Here is a 14,692-nt window from a genome sequence, read left to right as displayed (position 1 = left end):
TGCGCGAGCAGCTATCACCCAGTAATGGGAATCCCCCTCCTGTGACGCGAAGCGCTAAGGTGGGGGAGGATGTCAATGCCATGTCTACCGTTTTCGCCGGTCCCGCACTTGCAGCCGATGCTGCCAGGCAAGCGGTGGTCGACGCCCTCGCCAGCAACCTCGTCGTCAAGTACGAAGTCGTCACCAATGACGGTGCCGGCGCCGGTCTTGACTGCCAGGCGCTGGGCTCCGAGTGGGCAAGCTGCGGCGTTGCCAAGCTGCACCTGACCAATACCGGTGCCGACGTCACCTCCAAGGACTGGAGCATCTATGTCTCCTCCATCCGCCGCATCCAGCGGGTGGACAACGACCAGTTCACCATCACCCACCTGACCGGCGACCTCTATCGTTTGACGCCGACCGAGAAGTTCCAGGGCTTTGCCAAGGACGCCACGGTCGAGGTGCCCCTGGTGGTGGAATACTGGGTATTGTTCGAATCTGACATCATGCCGAACTGGTATGTCGCCAGTGAAGGGGCCGAGCCGAAAGTGCTGGCCAGCATGAGCAACATCGACGATGCCAGCACCTACGAGAAGCCGATGCCGGCCGATGGCTGGAAGCGCACCAAGGATGACAACAACATCCTGATGAACAGCGAGACCCGTTTCGCCGCGAACCAGACCAGCACCCTGCTGCCTGCTGGCAAGATTGACGACCGCATCCTGCCAAGCCCGATGAAGCAGGTGGTCAAGGCCGGCCCGCAAGTCGACTTCTCCACCATCAAGCTCAATGCCCTTGACCTACCGAGCGATCGCGCCGAGGCCCTGAAGGCGCAACTGACCAAGCTGGGTGTTACCCTCTCCGACACCGGCTACCCGGTCACCATCAAGCTCGGCAGCAAGCTCAAGCAGGCCGAAGGCTACGACATGACCATCGGCAAGAAGGGCACCGTCATTCAGGGGTACGACGTTGACGGCGCCTTCTGGGGCGCCCAGTCTCTGATCTCTCTGCTGGGGGTTGACGACAAGCTGGTGAGCCAGATGAGCGTCGAGGATGCGCCGCGCTTTGAATACCGTGGCATGCAGACCGACGTGGCCCGTCACTTCAGAAGCCCGGAGACCATGAAGAAGCTGGTGGATCAGATGTCCGCCATGAAGCTCAACGTGCTGCACCTGGGGCTGACCAACGATGAAGGCTGGCGTCTGGAGATCCCGGGCCTGCCGGAGCTGACCGATGTCGGCAGCCAGCGTTGCCACGACGAGTCCGAAACCAAGTGCCTGATGCCGCAGCTTGGCTCCGGCCCCACCAGCGACAACCAGGGCTCCGGTTTCTACAGCAAGGCGGACTACATCGACCTGGTACGCTATGCCAAGGCCCGCGGTGTGACCGTGATCCCCGAGATCAACATGCCGGCCCACGCCCGTGCCGCCGTGGTCTCCATGGAGGCGCGCTACAAGCGTCTGATGAGCGAGGGCAAAGAAGCCGAAGCCAACCAGTTCCGTCTGACTGACCCGGCCGATACCTCCAACGTCACCTCGGTGCAGTTCTACGACAAGATGTCCTTCATCAACCCCTGCCAGCCGGGTGCCGCCACCTTCGTTGCCAAGGTGATGGACGAAGTGGCCCAGATGCACCAGGCCGCCGGCCAGCCGCTGACCGCCTGGCACTATGGTGGTGACGAGGCGAAGAACATCATGCAGGGCGGTGGTTACCAGGATCCGGCCGTCACCAAGAAAGAAGACCTGGTGGCCTGGAAGGGCAACGTCGACTCCAGCAAGCAGGACAAGCCGTTCGGCAAGTCCCCCATGTGCCAGAAGATGATCGACGATGGCAAGATCAAGGACGTGGCCGAGCTGCCGGTCTACTTTGCCAAGGAAGTGAGCGAGATGGTCAAGGGCCACGGCTTCTCCACCCTGCAGGCGTGGGAAGATGGCCTGAAGTACGCCACGGATGCCAGCGTATTCGCCACCGACAAGACCCGGGTCAACTTCTGGGAAACCCTCTACTGGGGTGGTTTCAACGAGGCGATGAAGTGGGCGCACAAGGGCTATGACGTGGTGCTCTCCAACCCGGATTACCTCTACTTCGACTTCCCGAACGAGGTACACCCGGCCGAGCGCGGCTACTACTGGGCAACCCGCTTCAACGACACTCGCAAGGTGTTTGCCTTCGCCCCGGAAAACCTGCCGCAGAACGCCGAGACCTCGGTTGACCGCGACGGCAACGCCTTCGTGGCCAAGGGTGACCAGGATCCGGTCAAGTTCAAGGGGATCTCCGGTCAGCAGTGGAGTGAAACCGTGCGCACCGATGCCCAGTACGAATACATGGTCTATCCGCGCATCTTCTCCGTGGCCGAGCGCGCCTGGCACAAGGGCGGCTTCGAGCTCGATTACGTGAAGGGTCGCGAGTTCTCCGGCACCACCAAGCATGTCAACAAGGCCACCCTGAACAAGGAGTGGAACCAGTTTGCCAACGTGCTGGGTCAGCGCGTGCTGCCGAAACTGGACCAGGCCGGGGTGGAATATCGCCTCTCCGTACCGGGTGCCAAGGTGGTGAACGGCGTGCTGGAAGCGAATGTGGATCTGCCGGGTCTGCCCATCCAGTACAGCCTGGATGGCAAGAGCTGGAGCGCCTACGACGCTGCCGCCAAGCCGACCGTGGATGGCAAGGTCTACCTGCGTACCACCAGCTTCGATGGCAAGCGCACCAGCCGCGTCACCGAGCTGAACTGATAGCTAGCCTTCAATCCATAACGCAAGGTGGGTCGCAAGACCCGCCTTTCCCAAGGTCGATGGCCATCGGGTTTGGGAAAGGTTGACTCTGCGTGTGAACCTTTGTTGTGTGTGTTTTGTCTGTTTTTCATCACTTGAGACCCCGCCCCGTGCGGCAATGCTGTTCACTTAAGAGAATTTGAGTTCCAGTCCACGTAGTATCAGGGCTAAAAAATGAGGGAGGCATGATGCCTCCCTCTTTCTATTGCAAGCCACGCTGGATAAAGGCTGAAGGAACATCGACTGGAAACAGCCTTGCTCCCCCAACTCAAGTCGCATTTATGAATAATTAGTCAAAAATGTGCTTATCTGAACAGCATTGCGCCCCGTGCGGGGCTTTTTTTGACCAGGATCTCTGCAATTTCTCTCGTTTCGCCGTTTTTGGTGCGCCAATGACCCGAATTGGCCAAATTCAGGTTGAGGCAGGGCGCGTAATGAGGGATCATACCCGGCTTGACGGCGGGGGTATGAGGGTGCCAGCCGGCACAACGTCCGCCAGTGACGCATTTTTGAGGTGAGCCATGAGTCAGGCGAACAGCCCAACTAACTTTATTCGTCAGATCATTGATGAAGATCTGGCCAGCGGTAAGCACAGCAGCGTGCATACCCGTTTCCCGCCGGAGCCGAACGGTTATCTCCATATCGGCCACGCCAAATCCATCTGCCTGAACTTCGGCATCGCCCGCGACTATCAGGGTCAGTGCAACCTGCGTTTCGATGACACCAACCCGGCGAAGGAAGACATTGAGTTCGTGGAGTCCATCAAGCAGGACGTCCAGTGGCTGGGCTTCCAGTGGAGCGGCGAGATCTGCTACTCCTCCGACTATTTCCACAAGCTGCACGGCTACGCCATCGAGCTCATCGAGAAGGGACTGGCCTATGTGGACGAGCTCTCCCCGGAGCAGATGCGCGAATACCGCGGCACCCTGACCGCCCCTGGCAAGAACAGCCCGTTCCGCGATCGCAGCGTGGAAGAGAACCTTGCCCTGTTCGCCAAGATGAAAAACGGTGAGATGGCCGAAGGGAGCGCCTGCCTGCGCGCCAAGATCGACATGGCATCCCCCTTTATGGTGATGCGCGATCCCGTCATCTATCGCATCAAGTTTGCCCACCACCACCAGACCGGTGACGAGTGGTGCATCTACCCGATGTATGACTTCACCCACTGCATCTCGGACGCCCTGGAGGGGATCACCCACTCCCTGTGTACCCTGGAGTTCCAGGACAACCGTCGCCTGTATGACTGGGTGCTGGACAACATCAGCATCGACTGTCACCCCCGTCAGTACGAGTTTTCCCGTCTGAACCTCGAATACACCGTCATGTCCAAGCGCAAGCTGAACCTGCTGGTGACCGAGGGGCACGTGAACGGCTGGGACGATCCGCGCATGCTGACCGTCTCCGGTCTGCGCCGCCGTGGTTACACCCCGGCCTCCATCCGCGAGTTCTGCAAGCGCATCGGCGTGACCAAGCAGGACAACATCGTCGAGATGAGCATGCTGGAAGCCTGCATCCGCGACGATCTCAACGAGAACGCCCCGCGCGCCATGGCCGTATTGCACCCGGTGAAGGTGGTGATCGAGAACCTGGCGGCCGACGAGGTGCTGACGGCGCCTGCGCACCCGAACAAGCCGGAGATGGGGACCCGTGAGCTGCATTTCTCCCGCGAAATCTTCATCGACGAGGCGGACTTCAAAGAGGAAGCCAACAAGCAGTTCAAGCGGCTGGTGCTGGGCAAGGAAGTGCGCCTGCGCAACGCCTACGTCATCAAGGCCGAACGGGTCGAGAAGGATGCGGACGGCAAGGTCATCTGCATCTACTGCTCTTACGACCCCGAGACCCTGGGCAAGGATCCGGCGGACGGCCGCAAGGTGAAAGGGGTGATCCACTGGGTCAGCGCCACTCACTCCCTGCCAGCCGAAGTGCGTCTCTATGACCGTCTGTTCAAGGTGCCGAACCCGGGCGCCGAGGATGACTTCGAAGCGGCCCTGAATCCGGAATCCCTGGTGATCATCGAAGGGGCCCGGGTGGAGGCTTCCCTGAAGGATGCCAAGCCGGAGTTTGCCTACCAGTTCGAGCGTGAAGGTTACTTCTGCGCCGACAACAAGCTCTCCAGCGCCGAGCACCTGGTGTTCAACCGCACCGTGGCCCTGCGTGACGTCTGGGGCAAGGCCGAGGCCTGATAGAAGAGGGCAGGGGAGACCCTGCCGCTTCTGGTCCGGATTGCGGACACAAAAAAGCCAGCATCATGCTGGCTTTTTTATTGCGCCGACCCGGCCGAATCAATCGTCGTGCTTGCAGTCACCGTTGGCGCAGTGGCCATACAGGTAAAGGCTGTGGTTGGTCAGGCGGATGTTGTGAGCCTTGGCGATGTCGCGCTGGCGCTGTTCGATCACCTCGTCGGAGAACTCGATCACCTTGCCGCAGTCGAGGCAGACCAGGTGGTCGTGGTGCTCCTGGGTGGCCAGCTCGAACACCGACTTGCCCCCTTCGAAATGGTGACGGGTGACGATACCGGCATCATCAAACTGGTTGAGAACGCGATAAACGGTAGCGAGACCAATCTCCTCGCCCTGATCGATCAGCCGTTTGTACAGATCTTCCGCACTGGTGTGCTGGCAGTCCGGCTGTTGCAGGATTTCCAGGATCTTGACACGGGGCAAGGTGATCTTGAGCCCGGCCTTTTTTAACGCTTGGTTGTTGTCTGCCATTTCTATTTATTCGCATTCTCGAAGGTGTGGTTATTCTGATTGACTGCCGCTGTAATGGCAACCACGAACTCGCTTGGCCTGTCATTATAGGTCGTAGCCAAGTTAAAAATAAACCCAGCAATTCAAGGGCTTTAGCTCATCAAGCCCATCATGGGAATATTCAGGTCCGCTTGCTCGACCAGAGAATGTTGATACTATGTGACTTCTTTATAGTCTGGTCGGATGAGATCCATGGATTGGCTTTTCGGCAATGCCGCCTGGGTGCGCTGCGCCCTCAACGCCTGGCCCCCCTTCTGGGGCGCAGGCATCAAGATAGAAACCCTGAGCCCCGATTTCCGCTTCTGCCGGGTCACTCTCAAGTCCCGCTGGTGGAACAAGAATGCCAACCGGACCCAGTTCGGCGGCAGCATGTTCGCCATGACGGATCCCATCTACCCGTTGATGCTGATGGGCTATTTCAAGAACCGCTACTACGTGTGGGACAAGGCGGGCAGCATCAATTTCATCAAGCCGGGCAAGGGCAAACTGGTGGCGGAGTTCACCCTGAGCGACGCCAAGCTGGCATCGATCGTGGCGGCGACCGAGGGGGGAGAGAAGCACTTTCCCGAGTTCGAGGTGCAGGTGCAGGATGGCCAGGGCGAGCTGGTGGCCCAGGTGAAGCGCACCCTCTATGTCAGATCCAAGCCCCAGCACAGGGGTGGCTGAATGCCTGCTGCAGATGCAACAAGGGCCCCGTCGGGGCCCTTGTTGCATGAAGAGGGAGGGAGATCAGATCACTCCAGCTCGCTCAGGCACATCTCTTCGTGCAGCTGTTTGCACCAACCCTTGACGCGCTCGGCGGTCAGCTCGGGTTGGCGATCTTCGTCGATGCCCAGGCCCACGAAGTGCTTGTCATCCACCAGCGCCTTGGAGGCTTCGAACTCGTAGCTCGCGGTCGGCCAGTGGCCGATGATGATGGCGCCCTTGGCTTCGACGATGTCACGCAGGGTGCCCATGGCGTCGAGGAAGTACTCGGCATAGTCTTCTTGATCGCCGCATCCGAAGATGGCCACCAGCTTGTTGTTGAAGTCGATCTCTTCGAGTTCGGGGAAGAAGTCGTCCCAATCGGCCTGGGCTTCGCCGTAGTACCAAGTCGGGATGCCGAACATCAGCAGATCGAAGCTGTCGATGTCGGCCTTGCTGCTCTTGGCAATGTCACGGACTTCAATCAGTTGTTTGCCCAGTTCTTTCTGGATCATCTTGGCGACAGCTTCGGTATTACCGGTATCGCTGCCGAAAAACAGACCTACACTAGCCATAGTGTTTCGTTACCCGTATCTGGTGTTGATGCTTGACGGTTCAGATTGCGATGCCTGCTGCATGAGCAGACTCGATCTGTTGCTTCAGGATAGATTGGATCAGCTCGGCTCGGCTGACGTTCTGTTGCAGCGCAAGTTGGTTCAGGCGCTCCAGCAACTCGGCTTCCACCTTTAACTCGACCCGTTTCAGCCCGTTCTCACGATCGCGCTTGAGCTGGTTGCGCTTGTTGATCTTGATCTGGGTCTCGCGGGGGAGTGGATTGGTCTTTGGCCTGCCGGGGCGCTTCTCAGTTGCGAACAGATCCAGTGTTGTTCGATCAGTTTGCTGTTTGGCCATACATCACAGATGAAAAGTAGTTAGCCGATCCCTGAGCCTTCCCAGCCCATTTCGATCAGCCCCTTGGCGACAAAACCCGCGCAACCCAAAAACAGCACCAGCCAGACGATGAAGCGGCCGAAGCGGGGCACATTGCCCCGTTTGAGCACGTCCTGAATGGCCAGACCAATCAGCAGGAAGATGGCCACGAAGAACAGTTTCAGGCCCAGACTCTCGATGAGATCGATGTGTTCACTCAGCATGGATTGCGCGCACTCCTTAAGACGGGCGCACTATATCACAAAGGATTTGAAACTGTTAACCGCCTGTCGACAGGAAATCCACAACCAGTTTGTTGAACAAAACCGGCTTTTCCGCGTGCAGCCAGTGACCCGTGCCAGCGATGACGCGTGCCTTGGCGGCCGGGAACTGGGCCATCGCGGCCCCGGTGTATTCGGGCAGCATATAGTCGGAGTCGCCCCCCTTGATGAAGAGTGTCGCGCCTTCGAAGCGGCGTTCATCGTCAGGCCAGCCCATGATGTTGGCGTAGTTGCGCTCAAGGGCCGGCAGGTTGAAACGCCACCCCCATCCAGACTCCCCTTTGGCGAAGGATTTGAGCAGGAACTGGCGCACCCCGGCGATCTCGATGTGCTCGGCCAGCATGGCTTCCGCCTCGCTGCGGCTCTGGGGGGGCGTGGCCAGCGTGGCATTGAGCCCGGCAAACACGTTCTTGTGGCGGGCGTGGGGATAGGCCACCGGGGCGATGTCCGCCACCACCAGCTTGCTGACCCTGTGAGGGGCCTGCTTGGCGACCTGCATGGCGACCTTGCCCCCCATGGAGTGGCCCACCAGGGCCACCTGTTCAAGTCCAAGATGGTCCAGCAGGGCCAGGATGTCCGCCGCCTGAGCCGGGTAGCTCATCTCGTCCGAGTGAAAGGAGGCGCCGTGATTGCGCAGATCGACGCTGATGACCCGGTATTGTTCGCTGAGGGGGCGCGCCAGCAGGCCGAGGTTGTCCAGGCTGCCAAAGAGGCCATGGATCAGCACGACAGTCTGGCCTTCGCCCTGTTCCTTGAAGTTCAATCGTGGGTATTGTTGCAAAATGACACCTTATCGGTCGTGGGCTCTATCGCCATAATTTTTAACACACTGAAAGAAAAGGATTTCATTCCTGGTGGGGGATTTTTTTGTGGTTTTTTTTCAAAAATATCTCCCCGGGATCGGCTATCAGTGCGGGGGATCACACACTTGGCCCGTCATTATGCCGTATTCTCAAGGAGATTCATGCACATCTGTCCGCCCCTTGCTTGGGCTGCCGGGTCTGCCTATGTATAATCGCCGCATCCGAATTTCGACGAGTCCAGCGCATCCCTATGAAAACCATCGAGCTTGATGACGATCTCTACTTCTTTATCGCGAGCCAGACCCGGCACATCGGCGAGAGTGCGTCCGATATCCTGCGTCGCCTGCTGGAGCAACCCGCCCAGGCCGGCACGGCAACCGTGGCGGCCGCGCCTGCGATGCAACCGCAACCCGTGGCCGATGCCATGGGGCTGGAGGCACTGCTGGATTCCGGCGAGCTGCAGAAAGAAGAGAAGTCCATCAACCGCTTCATGCTGGTATTGAGCACCCTCTATCGGGACAACCCGGAAGGCTTCACCCAGGCGACCGAGATAAAAGGGCGCAAGCGCGTCTACTTCTCCCGTGACCCGGAAGCGCTGCGTGCCAGTGGCAGCACCACCAAGCCCAAGCCGGTACCGGAGACCCCGTTCTGGGTGATCACCAATACCAATACCAGCCGCAAGCAGAACATGGTGGCCCAGCTCATGAACAGCATGGGTTATGACGAGGATCTGACGGCTCGGGTGTGCGGCGCCGTTTAACCCATCAACGACTTCAGGCCTTGCCGGGCAAGGCTCAGCTCAAGGAAAACGCCATGGCACAGCATTCCCACGCCGGTCAGCCGGCTCGTCTTTGCGATCTGACCAACATTCCCCGTCTGGTCAGCGCCTACTACCTCAACAAGCCGGACATGAGCCGCCCTGAGCAGCGGGTCGCCTTCGGCACCTCCGGTCACCGCGGCAGCGCCCTGCACAGCGCCTTCACCGAATCCCACATTCTGGCGGTGACCCAGGCGCTGGTGGAGTACCGCCAGCAGGCCGGTATCACGGGGCCGCTGTTTGTGGGCATGGATACCCATGCTCTGTCCGAGTCCGCTTTTGCCAGCGCGGTGGAAGTGCTGGCGGCCAACGGTGTCGAGACCCGCATCCAGGCCGGCCTCGGCTTCACACCGACTCCGGTCATCTCTCACGCCATCCTGCGCCACAATGCAGGCAAACCGGCGGCCCTGGCGGACGGCGTGGTGATCACCCCGTCCCACAACCCGCCGGAAGACGGTGGCTTCAAGTACAACCCGCCCCACGGCGGCCCCGCGGAAGGGGAGATCACCAAGTGGGTGGAAGACCGCGCCAACGCGATTCTGGAAGCGAACCTGGCCGGCGTGAAGCGCATGCCGTTCGCCGAGGCCCTGGCGAGCGCGTTCGTGGTCGAACACGACTATGTCACCCCCTATGTGGATGATCTGGAGAACGTGCTGGACCTGGCCGCCATCAAGAAAGCAGGCATCAAGATCGGGGTGGACCCGCTCGGCGGCTCCGGCGTCGCCTACTGGGACGTCATCGCCAAGCGTTACGATCTCGACATCGAGGTGGTGAACTACAAGGTGGATCCCACCTTCTCCTTCATGACTCTGGACAAGGATGGCAAGATCCGGATGGACTGCTCCAGTCCGTTCGCCATGGCGGGTCTGATCGCCCTCAAGGACAAGTTCGACATCGCCCTTGGCAACGATCCGGACTACGACCGTCACGGCATCGTCACCCAGGCTGGGCTGATGAACCCGAACCACTACCTGGCGGTGGCGATCCAGTATCTGTTCACCCATAGAACCGGTTGGGCGAAGGAGGCGGCCGTCGGCAAGACGCTGGTCTCCTCTTCCATGATCGACCGGGTCGCCGGCGAGATTGGCCGCACCCTGAAAGAGGTGCCGGTCGGCTTCAAGTGGTTCGTGGATGGTCTCTACAGCGGCGAGTTCGGCTTTGGCGGCGAGGAGAGCGCGGGCGCTTCCTTCCTGCGCAAGGACGGCACCGTCTGGACCACCGACAAGGATGGTTTCATCCTGGCGCTGCTGGCCGCCGAGATCCTGGCCGTCACCGGCAAGGATCCCCAGGCCCATTACGACGCCCTGGAAGCCAAGTTCGGCCGCTCCAGCTACCGTCGCATCGACGCCCCGGCCAACAGTGCCCAGAAAGCGGTGCTCTCCAAGCTGGATCCGGCGCTGGTGGAGGCTTCCATGCTGGCGGGTGACCCCATCACCGCCAAGCTGACCAAGGCCCCCGGCAACGACGCCGCCATCGGCGGTCTCAAGGTCGTGACCGAGCATGGCTGGTTCGCGGCGCGCCCCTCCGGCACCGAGTCCATCTACAAGATCTACATGGAGAGCTTCAAGGGGGAGGCGCACCTGGACCTCATCCAGCAGGAAGCCCAGCAGATCGTCTCCGCCGCCCTGGCCAAGGCAGGCGTTTGACCCTTACGGCAACAACCCATGTGAAAGAGGAGCCCTGGTGGCTCCTCTTTTTTTGTGTCGGGTTGACTGCGGATCAGCCGTTGTCGACGCTGCCGGTGGCGGCCTTGCGGTTCTGCCAGCGCTTGAGGAAGGAGCGGGCCGGCAGCTTCATCAGGAAGAGAGAGAGCAGGATGATGCCGATGCCGAGCCACTGACGGCCATCCAGGGTTTCTCCCACCATCAGCACACCGCAGGAGACCGCCACCATGGGATTGGTGAGGGCCAGCATCCCCATCACCTCCGGGCCATGGCGTTTGAGTCCCCAGAGCCAGGCCCAGTAGGCCAGGGCCGTGTTGAGGATCACCAGCCAGATAAGCCCGGGAGTGGCATCAGCCCGGGGCAGGGGCATGGGGCCGGCCAGCCACCAGGCCAGCGGGATCAGCATCAGGCCGCCCAGCAGCAGCTGCCAGGCGGTCAGGGCCAGCAGATCGTCCACCGGCCAGCGTTGCATCCAGCGGCTCGACTGGCCGATGAGCAGTGTGGCGAGCAGGGCGCACGCCACGCCGACGGGATCCAGATTGGCAGAGGGATTGAGCAACAAGAGCACCCCGACGAGCCCCATCACCCCCAGCAACAGCCACTTGATCGTCGGTCTGACACCGTCTTGCAGCCAGGCCAGCCCCATCAGGATGAGGGGCAGCGTCGCTCCCAACGTACCCGCCACGGCGCCGGGCAGGCGAAACGCCGCCACGAACAGCAGGGCGAAGAAGGCGGTGATGTTGCAAAACGCCAGCAGGAACTGCCTGCTCCAGACGAGAGGCGGTCTGCGGGGATGGAGCAACAGCAGCAGCACCCCGGCGGGGAGGGCGCGCCACACGGCCACCCAGTAGGGGGAGTAGTCGGTCAGGTAGAGACTGACGACGGCATAGGTGCTGCCCCAGAGCAGGGGGGCGAGCAGGGCGATCAGCAGCGGCATGGTTATCTCGTAACAAAGTATCTTTAAGTAAAGATACATTAGCCGCGAGTTGGTTTATTATCAAGTATCTTCATGTAAAGATAATGGAGCCCGAATGGAGAGTGATCATGTAGATCAGCTGCTGGCCCAGTGGGCCCGGCAGCGGCCGGATCTCGACTGCAGCCCCATGGGGGTGTTTGGGCGGGTGGCGCGCATGGCGGCCATCGCCGGGCGCGAGATCAATGACGAGCTGAAGGAGTGCGGCCTGCTGGGGTCGGACTTCGACATTCTGGCGACCCTGCGCCGGGCCGATGAGCCACTCACCCCCACGGCGCTCTACCAGTCCGCCATGCTCACCTCGGGGGCCATGACGGCCCGGCTCGACAAGCTGGAGCAGCGTGGCCTGATAAGACGTGAAGCCTCCCCCGATGACAGGCGCAGCCTGCTGGTCTGCCTGACGGAGCCGGGGCGGGAGCTGGTTGACCATGCGGTGGAGCAGCACGTGGCAAACGAGCGTCGCCTGCTGGCCCCATTGAGCCTGGCCGAACAGGAGCAGCTGGCGGCCCTGCTCAAGCGCTGGCTGCTGGAAAACGAATAGCAAAACGGGCCCATCGGGCCCGTTTTCGTTGGCATTGAGGCTGGCTCAGTAGCCGCCTCTGGCATCCCTGACGGCAAGGCCAAGCTGCCATACCGCCATGGCGTAGTGGGTGCTGTGGTTGTAGCGGGTGATGGCGTAGAAGTTCGGCAAGCCGTACCAGTACTGGTAACCGGTGCCGACATCCAGACGCAGCAGGCTCGCCTCCTTGTGGTTGCCCAGATTGCCGGTAGGAGCCAGCCCGGCACCGCGCAGGGTGGCCACCGGGTAGCGGGTCTGGAAGCCGTGCTCATAGCCCGGCAGCTGTCCCTGGCCGCGTACTGCCACCGGCTGCCCTTTCTCCCAGCCGTGGGCCTTGAAGTAGTTGGCCACGCTGCCGATGGCATCCACCGGATCCCACAGGTTGGTGTGGCCGTTGCCGTTGAAGTCCACCGCGTAGTTGCGAAAACTCGACGGCATGAACTGGCCGTAGCCCATGGCCCCGGCATAGGAGCCCTTGGGTTCGGTGGGGTCCATCCCCTCATCCCGGGTCATCACCAGGAAGGCTTCCAGCTCGCCGGTGAAGAAGTCGGCGCGGCGCGGGTAGTCAAATGCCAGGGTCGCCAGGGCGTCGAGAATGCGGGTCTTGCCCATCACCCGACCCCAGCGGGTCTCCACCCCGATGATGCCGACGATGATCTCGGGTGGCACCCCGTAGATCTGCTGCGCCCGGTTGAGTTCACTCTCGTATTCACGCCAGAAGTTGACGCCGTTCTGTACGTTGTCCGGGGTGATGAACTTGGCGCGGTAGCGGTTCCAGGCGCCGGTCGGGCCGGTGGGCGGTCTGGTGGTGGGGGCCTGGGCGTCCATCAGCTTGATGATCCAGTCATAACGCTCGGCCTGGGCCAGTACCCGGTGCAGCTCGGCGCCGTCGAAGCCGTGCTTTTGCACCATCCGCTGCACGAAGTTGTCCACGTTGGAACGATTGGCGAAGTCCCCCTTGCTGACCCCGGGCTGGCTCACCTGCCCGTAGAAGGGTTTGCTCGGCGGCGTCTGGTTGATGAAGGCGCTGTTGGGTTGGGGTTTGACCACGGGCTTGGGCGCCGGCGTGATGCTGCAGCCGTAGATCAGGGGAAACAGGGAGAGGACACAGACAAGGCGACGCATAGGGTTCTCGTGAGCCTGAAAAAGAGTGCCGTCATGGTAAAACATTGGCGTGCAGGCGCAAGTGCTCCGTGCCGGCGCGCCCTCCGGGATCCCGTCAGCGCAGGGTGTGGTAGCCGCTCCAGATCCGGGTCAGGGTCGTGATGGCACAGAGCAGGGCGAAACCGTAGGCCAGTGGCACGAAGGCGGCGGGCCAGAGGCACATGAGCACGAAGAGGGCGATGGTTTCGCTCCCCTCGGTAAGCCCGCCCAGATAGTAGAGGGATTTGTGGTGGTAGACGGGGCTCTCGATGCCCCGTTTGCCGGCCATGATGGCAAAGGCCAGAAAGCTCGATCCCGTGCCCATGAAGGCGAACAGCAGGGTGGCGGCGGCCAGGGAGTTGGCCGGGTCGGCGAGGGCAAAGCCCAGCACCACGGCGGCGTAGAAGATGAAATCCAGCGTGATGTCGAGAAACCCGCCGCAGTCGGTGATGCCCGTTTCCCGCGCCACGGCGCCATCCAGCCCGTCCAGCAGCCGGTTGAGCAGAATTGCCGCCAACGCCCACTGATAGCAGCCAAAGGCCAGCAGCGGCAGCGCCAGCATGCCGATGAGAAAGCCGGCGAGGCTCACCTGGTTGGCGCTCACCCCGGCCCGGCACAGGGGGCGGGCGAGCGCGGCGAGGGGGCGGCGGATAACCGGGATCAGGTGGCGATCAAACAAGGTGGTGCTCCTCTTCTGGGATGGCTGGGGGGATCAGTTGCAAGATGGTGCCCGGCGCATCCTCTTCGTCGTGGGTCACCAGCAGGGCGGGGATGGCCTGCGTGCGCAGGCGCTCGAACACCAGGGTTCTGAATGCCGCCCGCAGCGGCTTGTCGAGGCGGGAGAAGGGTTCGTCCAGCAGCAATGCCCTGGGCTCGGCCAGCAGGGCTCGCAGCAGGCTGACGCGGGCTTTCTGGCCGCCGGAGAGCGCCCCTGGCAGCTTGTCCGCCTGAGCCTCCAGCCCGACCTCGGCCAGCGCCTCGTGGGCCCGGGTCTGCCTTGCCGCCATCCCCTTGAGATGCGCCGGCATGCCGAACATCAGATTTTCTGCCACCGTCAGGTGGGCAAACAGCAGGTCATCCTGAAACAGGATGCCGACCCCCCTCTCCTGGGGGGGCAGCGGGGTGAGGCGATGTGTGCCGAGCAGGATGTCCCCGGTCAGCCGGATGGGCCCCCCGGGTGGCAGCACTCCCGCCAGCGCCGCCAGCAGGGAGCTCTTGCCACAGCCGCTCGGTCCCATCAGGGTGAGCACCTCGCCCGGGGCCACCCTGAGGGGGGGGAGCGTCAGCAGGGGGGCACCGTCGAGGAAGAGGGTGAGTGCGGAGGTATGCAGCATCGGG

The 14,692-nt window shown here is 61.6% G+C and carries 16 protein-coding genes; 6 read left to right on the top strand and 10 right to left on the bottom strand.

Translation table 11 applies throughout. From position 1 onward, the window contains the following. Positions 1–80 precede the first annotated feature (80 nt). Positions 81–2,711, top strand: coding sequence for a beta-N-acetylhexosaminidase (locus tag PG892_RS14430; protein ID WP_268426774.1), 2,631 nt, complete (start codon positions 81–83; stop codon positions 2,709–2,711). Positions 2,712–3,055: 344 nt separating this feature from the next. Here PG892_RS14430 and PG892_RS14425 read toward each other — a convergent pair whose 3' ends face one another. Next, positions 3,056–3,355, bottom strand: a complete 300-nt coding sequence (locus tag PG892_RS14425; protein ID WP_270825524.1) for a hypothetical protein — start codon at positions 3,353–3,355, stop codon at positions 3,056–3,058. Here PG892_RS14425 and glnS point away from each other — a divergent pair. Beyond that, a complete protein-coding gene (gene glnS, locus PG892_RS14420; RefSeq protein ID WP_223917110.1) occupies positions 3,272–4,933 on the top strand; it encodes a glutamine--tRNA ligase in 1,662 nt (553 codons plus the stop codon). The genes PG892_RS14425 and glnS overlap by 84 nt on opposite strands. A gap of 99 nt (positions 4,934–5,032) precedes the next feature. On the opposite strand, the gene fur is transcribed toward glnS, so the two are convergent. Continuing rightward, complete coding sequence (gene fur / locus PG892_RS14415; RefSeq protein WP_010674102.1) at positions 5,033–5,461, bottom strand: ferric iron uptake transcriptional regulator; 429 nt, start codon at positions 5,459–5,461, stop codon at positions 5,033–5,035. 231 nt (positions 5,462–5,692) lie between these two features. On the opposite strand from fur, the gene PG892_RS14410 reads away from it, so the two are divergent. After that, the gene (locus PG892_RS14410) at positions 5,693–6,166 is read left to right on the top strand and encodes a DUF4442 domain-containing protein (RefSeq protein WP_010674103.1); all 474 of its coding nucleotides are present in this window, start codon (positions 5,693–5,695) and stop codon (positions 6,164–6,166) included. Positions 6,167–6,234: 68 nt separating this feature from the next. Here PG892_RS14410 and fldA read toward each other — a convergent pair whose 3' ends face one another. Genes fldA through PG892_RS14390 form a run of 4 tightly spaced genes read right to left on the bottom strand, consistent with a single transcriptional unit; the run spans position 6,235 to position 8,158 of the window. Then, positions 6,235–6,759 (bottom strand): flavodoxin FldA, encoded by a 525-nt coding sequence (gene fldA, locus PG892_RS14405; RefSeq protein ID WP_223917112.1) that lies wholly within the window; start codon positions 6,757–6,759, stop codon positions 6,235–6,237. Positions 6,760–6,799: 40 nt separating this feature from the next. Then, positions 6,800–7,096, bottom strand: coding sequence for a LexA regulated protein (ybfE, locus tag PG892_RS14400; protein ID WP_270825523.1), 297 nt, complete (start codon positions 7,094–7,096; stop codon positions 6,800–6,802). A gap of 20 nt (positions 7,097–7,116) precedes the next feature. Continuing rightward, positions 7,117–7,338, bottom strand: coding sequence for a DUF2788 domain-containing protein (locus PG892_RS14395; protein ID WP_010674106.1), 222 nt, complete (start codon positions 7,336–7,338; stop codon positions 7,117–7,119). Between the two features lie 55 nt (positions 7,339–7,393). Beyond that, entirely contained in the window at positions 7,394–8,158 is a 765-nt protein-coding gene (locus PG892_RS14390) for an alpha/beta fold hydrolase (RefSeq protein WP_223917114.1), read from the bottom strand. Positions 8,159–8,448: 290 nt separating this feature from the next. On the opposite strand from PG892_RS14390, the gene seqA reads away from it, so the two are divergent. Together seqA and pgm are read left to right on the top strand one after the other, a co-directional pair. Continuing rightward, the gene (gene seqA / locus PG892_RS14385) at positions 8,449–8,958 is read left to right on the top strand and encodes a replication initiation negative regulator SeqA (RefSeq protein WP_010674108.1); all 510 of its coding nucleotides are present in this window, start codon (positions 8,449–8,451) and stop codon (positions 8,956–8,958) included. Positions 8,959–9,011: 53 nt separating this feature from the next. After that, a complete protein-coding gene (gene pgm / locus PG892_RS14380; protein WP_104452680.1) occupies positions 9,012–10,661 on the top strand; it encodes a phosphoglucomutase (alpha-D-glucose-1,6-bisphosphate-dependent) in 1,650 nt (549 codons plus the stop codon). A gap of 73 nt (positions 10,662–10,734) precedes the next feature. Here the strand turns inward: pgm and PG892_RS14375 are convergent, their stop codons facing one another. Then, positions 10,735–11,616, bottom strand: coding sequence for a DMT family transporter (locus PG892_RS14375; protein WP_042017343.1), 882 nt, complete (start codon positions 11,614–11,616; stop codon positions 10,735–10,737). A 94-nt stretch (positions 11,617–11,710) separates the two neighbouring features. On the opposite strand from PG892_RS14375, the gene PG892_RS14370 reads away from it, so the two are divergent. After that, entirely contained in the window at positions 11,711–12,193 is a 483-nt protein-coding gene (locus PG892_RS14370; protein ID WP_270825521.1) for a MarR family winged helix-turn-helix transcriptional regulator, read from the top strand. A 45-nt stretch (positions 12,194–12,238) separates the two neighbouring features. Here PG892_RS14370 and mltB read toward each other — a convergent pair whose 3' ends face one another. The 3 genes from mltB to PG892_RS14355 all read right to left on the bottom strand — a co-directional run bounded on the left by mltB (position 12,239) and on the right by PG892_RS14355 (position 14,688). After that, positions 12,239–13,336 (bottom strand): lytic murein transglycosylase B, encoded by a 1,098-nt coding sequence (gene mltB / locus PG892_RS14365; protein ID WP_270825519.1) that lies wholly within the window; start codon positions 13,334–13,336, stop codon positions 12,239–12,241. 94 nt (positions 13,337–13,430) lie between these two features. After that, positions 13,431–14,033 carry a CDP-alcohol phosphatidyltransferase family protein gene (locus PG892_RS14360; RefSeq protein ID WP_104452683.1) on the bottom strand — a complete coding sequence of 201 codons (603 nt, stop codon included), beginning with the start codon at positions 14,031–14,033 and terminating at the stop codon, positions 13,431–13,433. Beyond that, the gene (locus PG892_RS14355) at positions 14,026–14,688 is read right to left on the bottom strand and encodes an ATP-binding cassette domain-containing protein (RefSeq protein WP_254231910.1); all 663 of its coding nucleotides are present in this window, start codon (positions 14,686–14,688) and stop codon (positions 14,026–14,028) included. The genes PG892_RS14360 and PG892_RS14355 overlap by 8 nt, the downstream gene beginning before the upstream one ends. Between the last annotated feature and the right edge of the window lie 4 nt (positions 14,689–14,692).

It is taken from the genome of Aeromonas sp. QDB68 (assembly GCF_027707405.1).
Classification (GTDB): domain Bacteria; phylum Pseudomonadota; class Gammaproteobacteria; order Enterobacterales; family Aeromonadaceae; genus Aeromonas; species Aeromonas caviae.
Note: the sequence above shows the minus strand (reverse complement) of the source record. Positions and strands in the feature narration are given on the sequence as shown.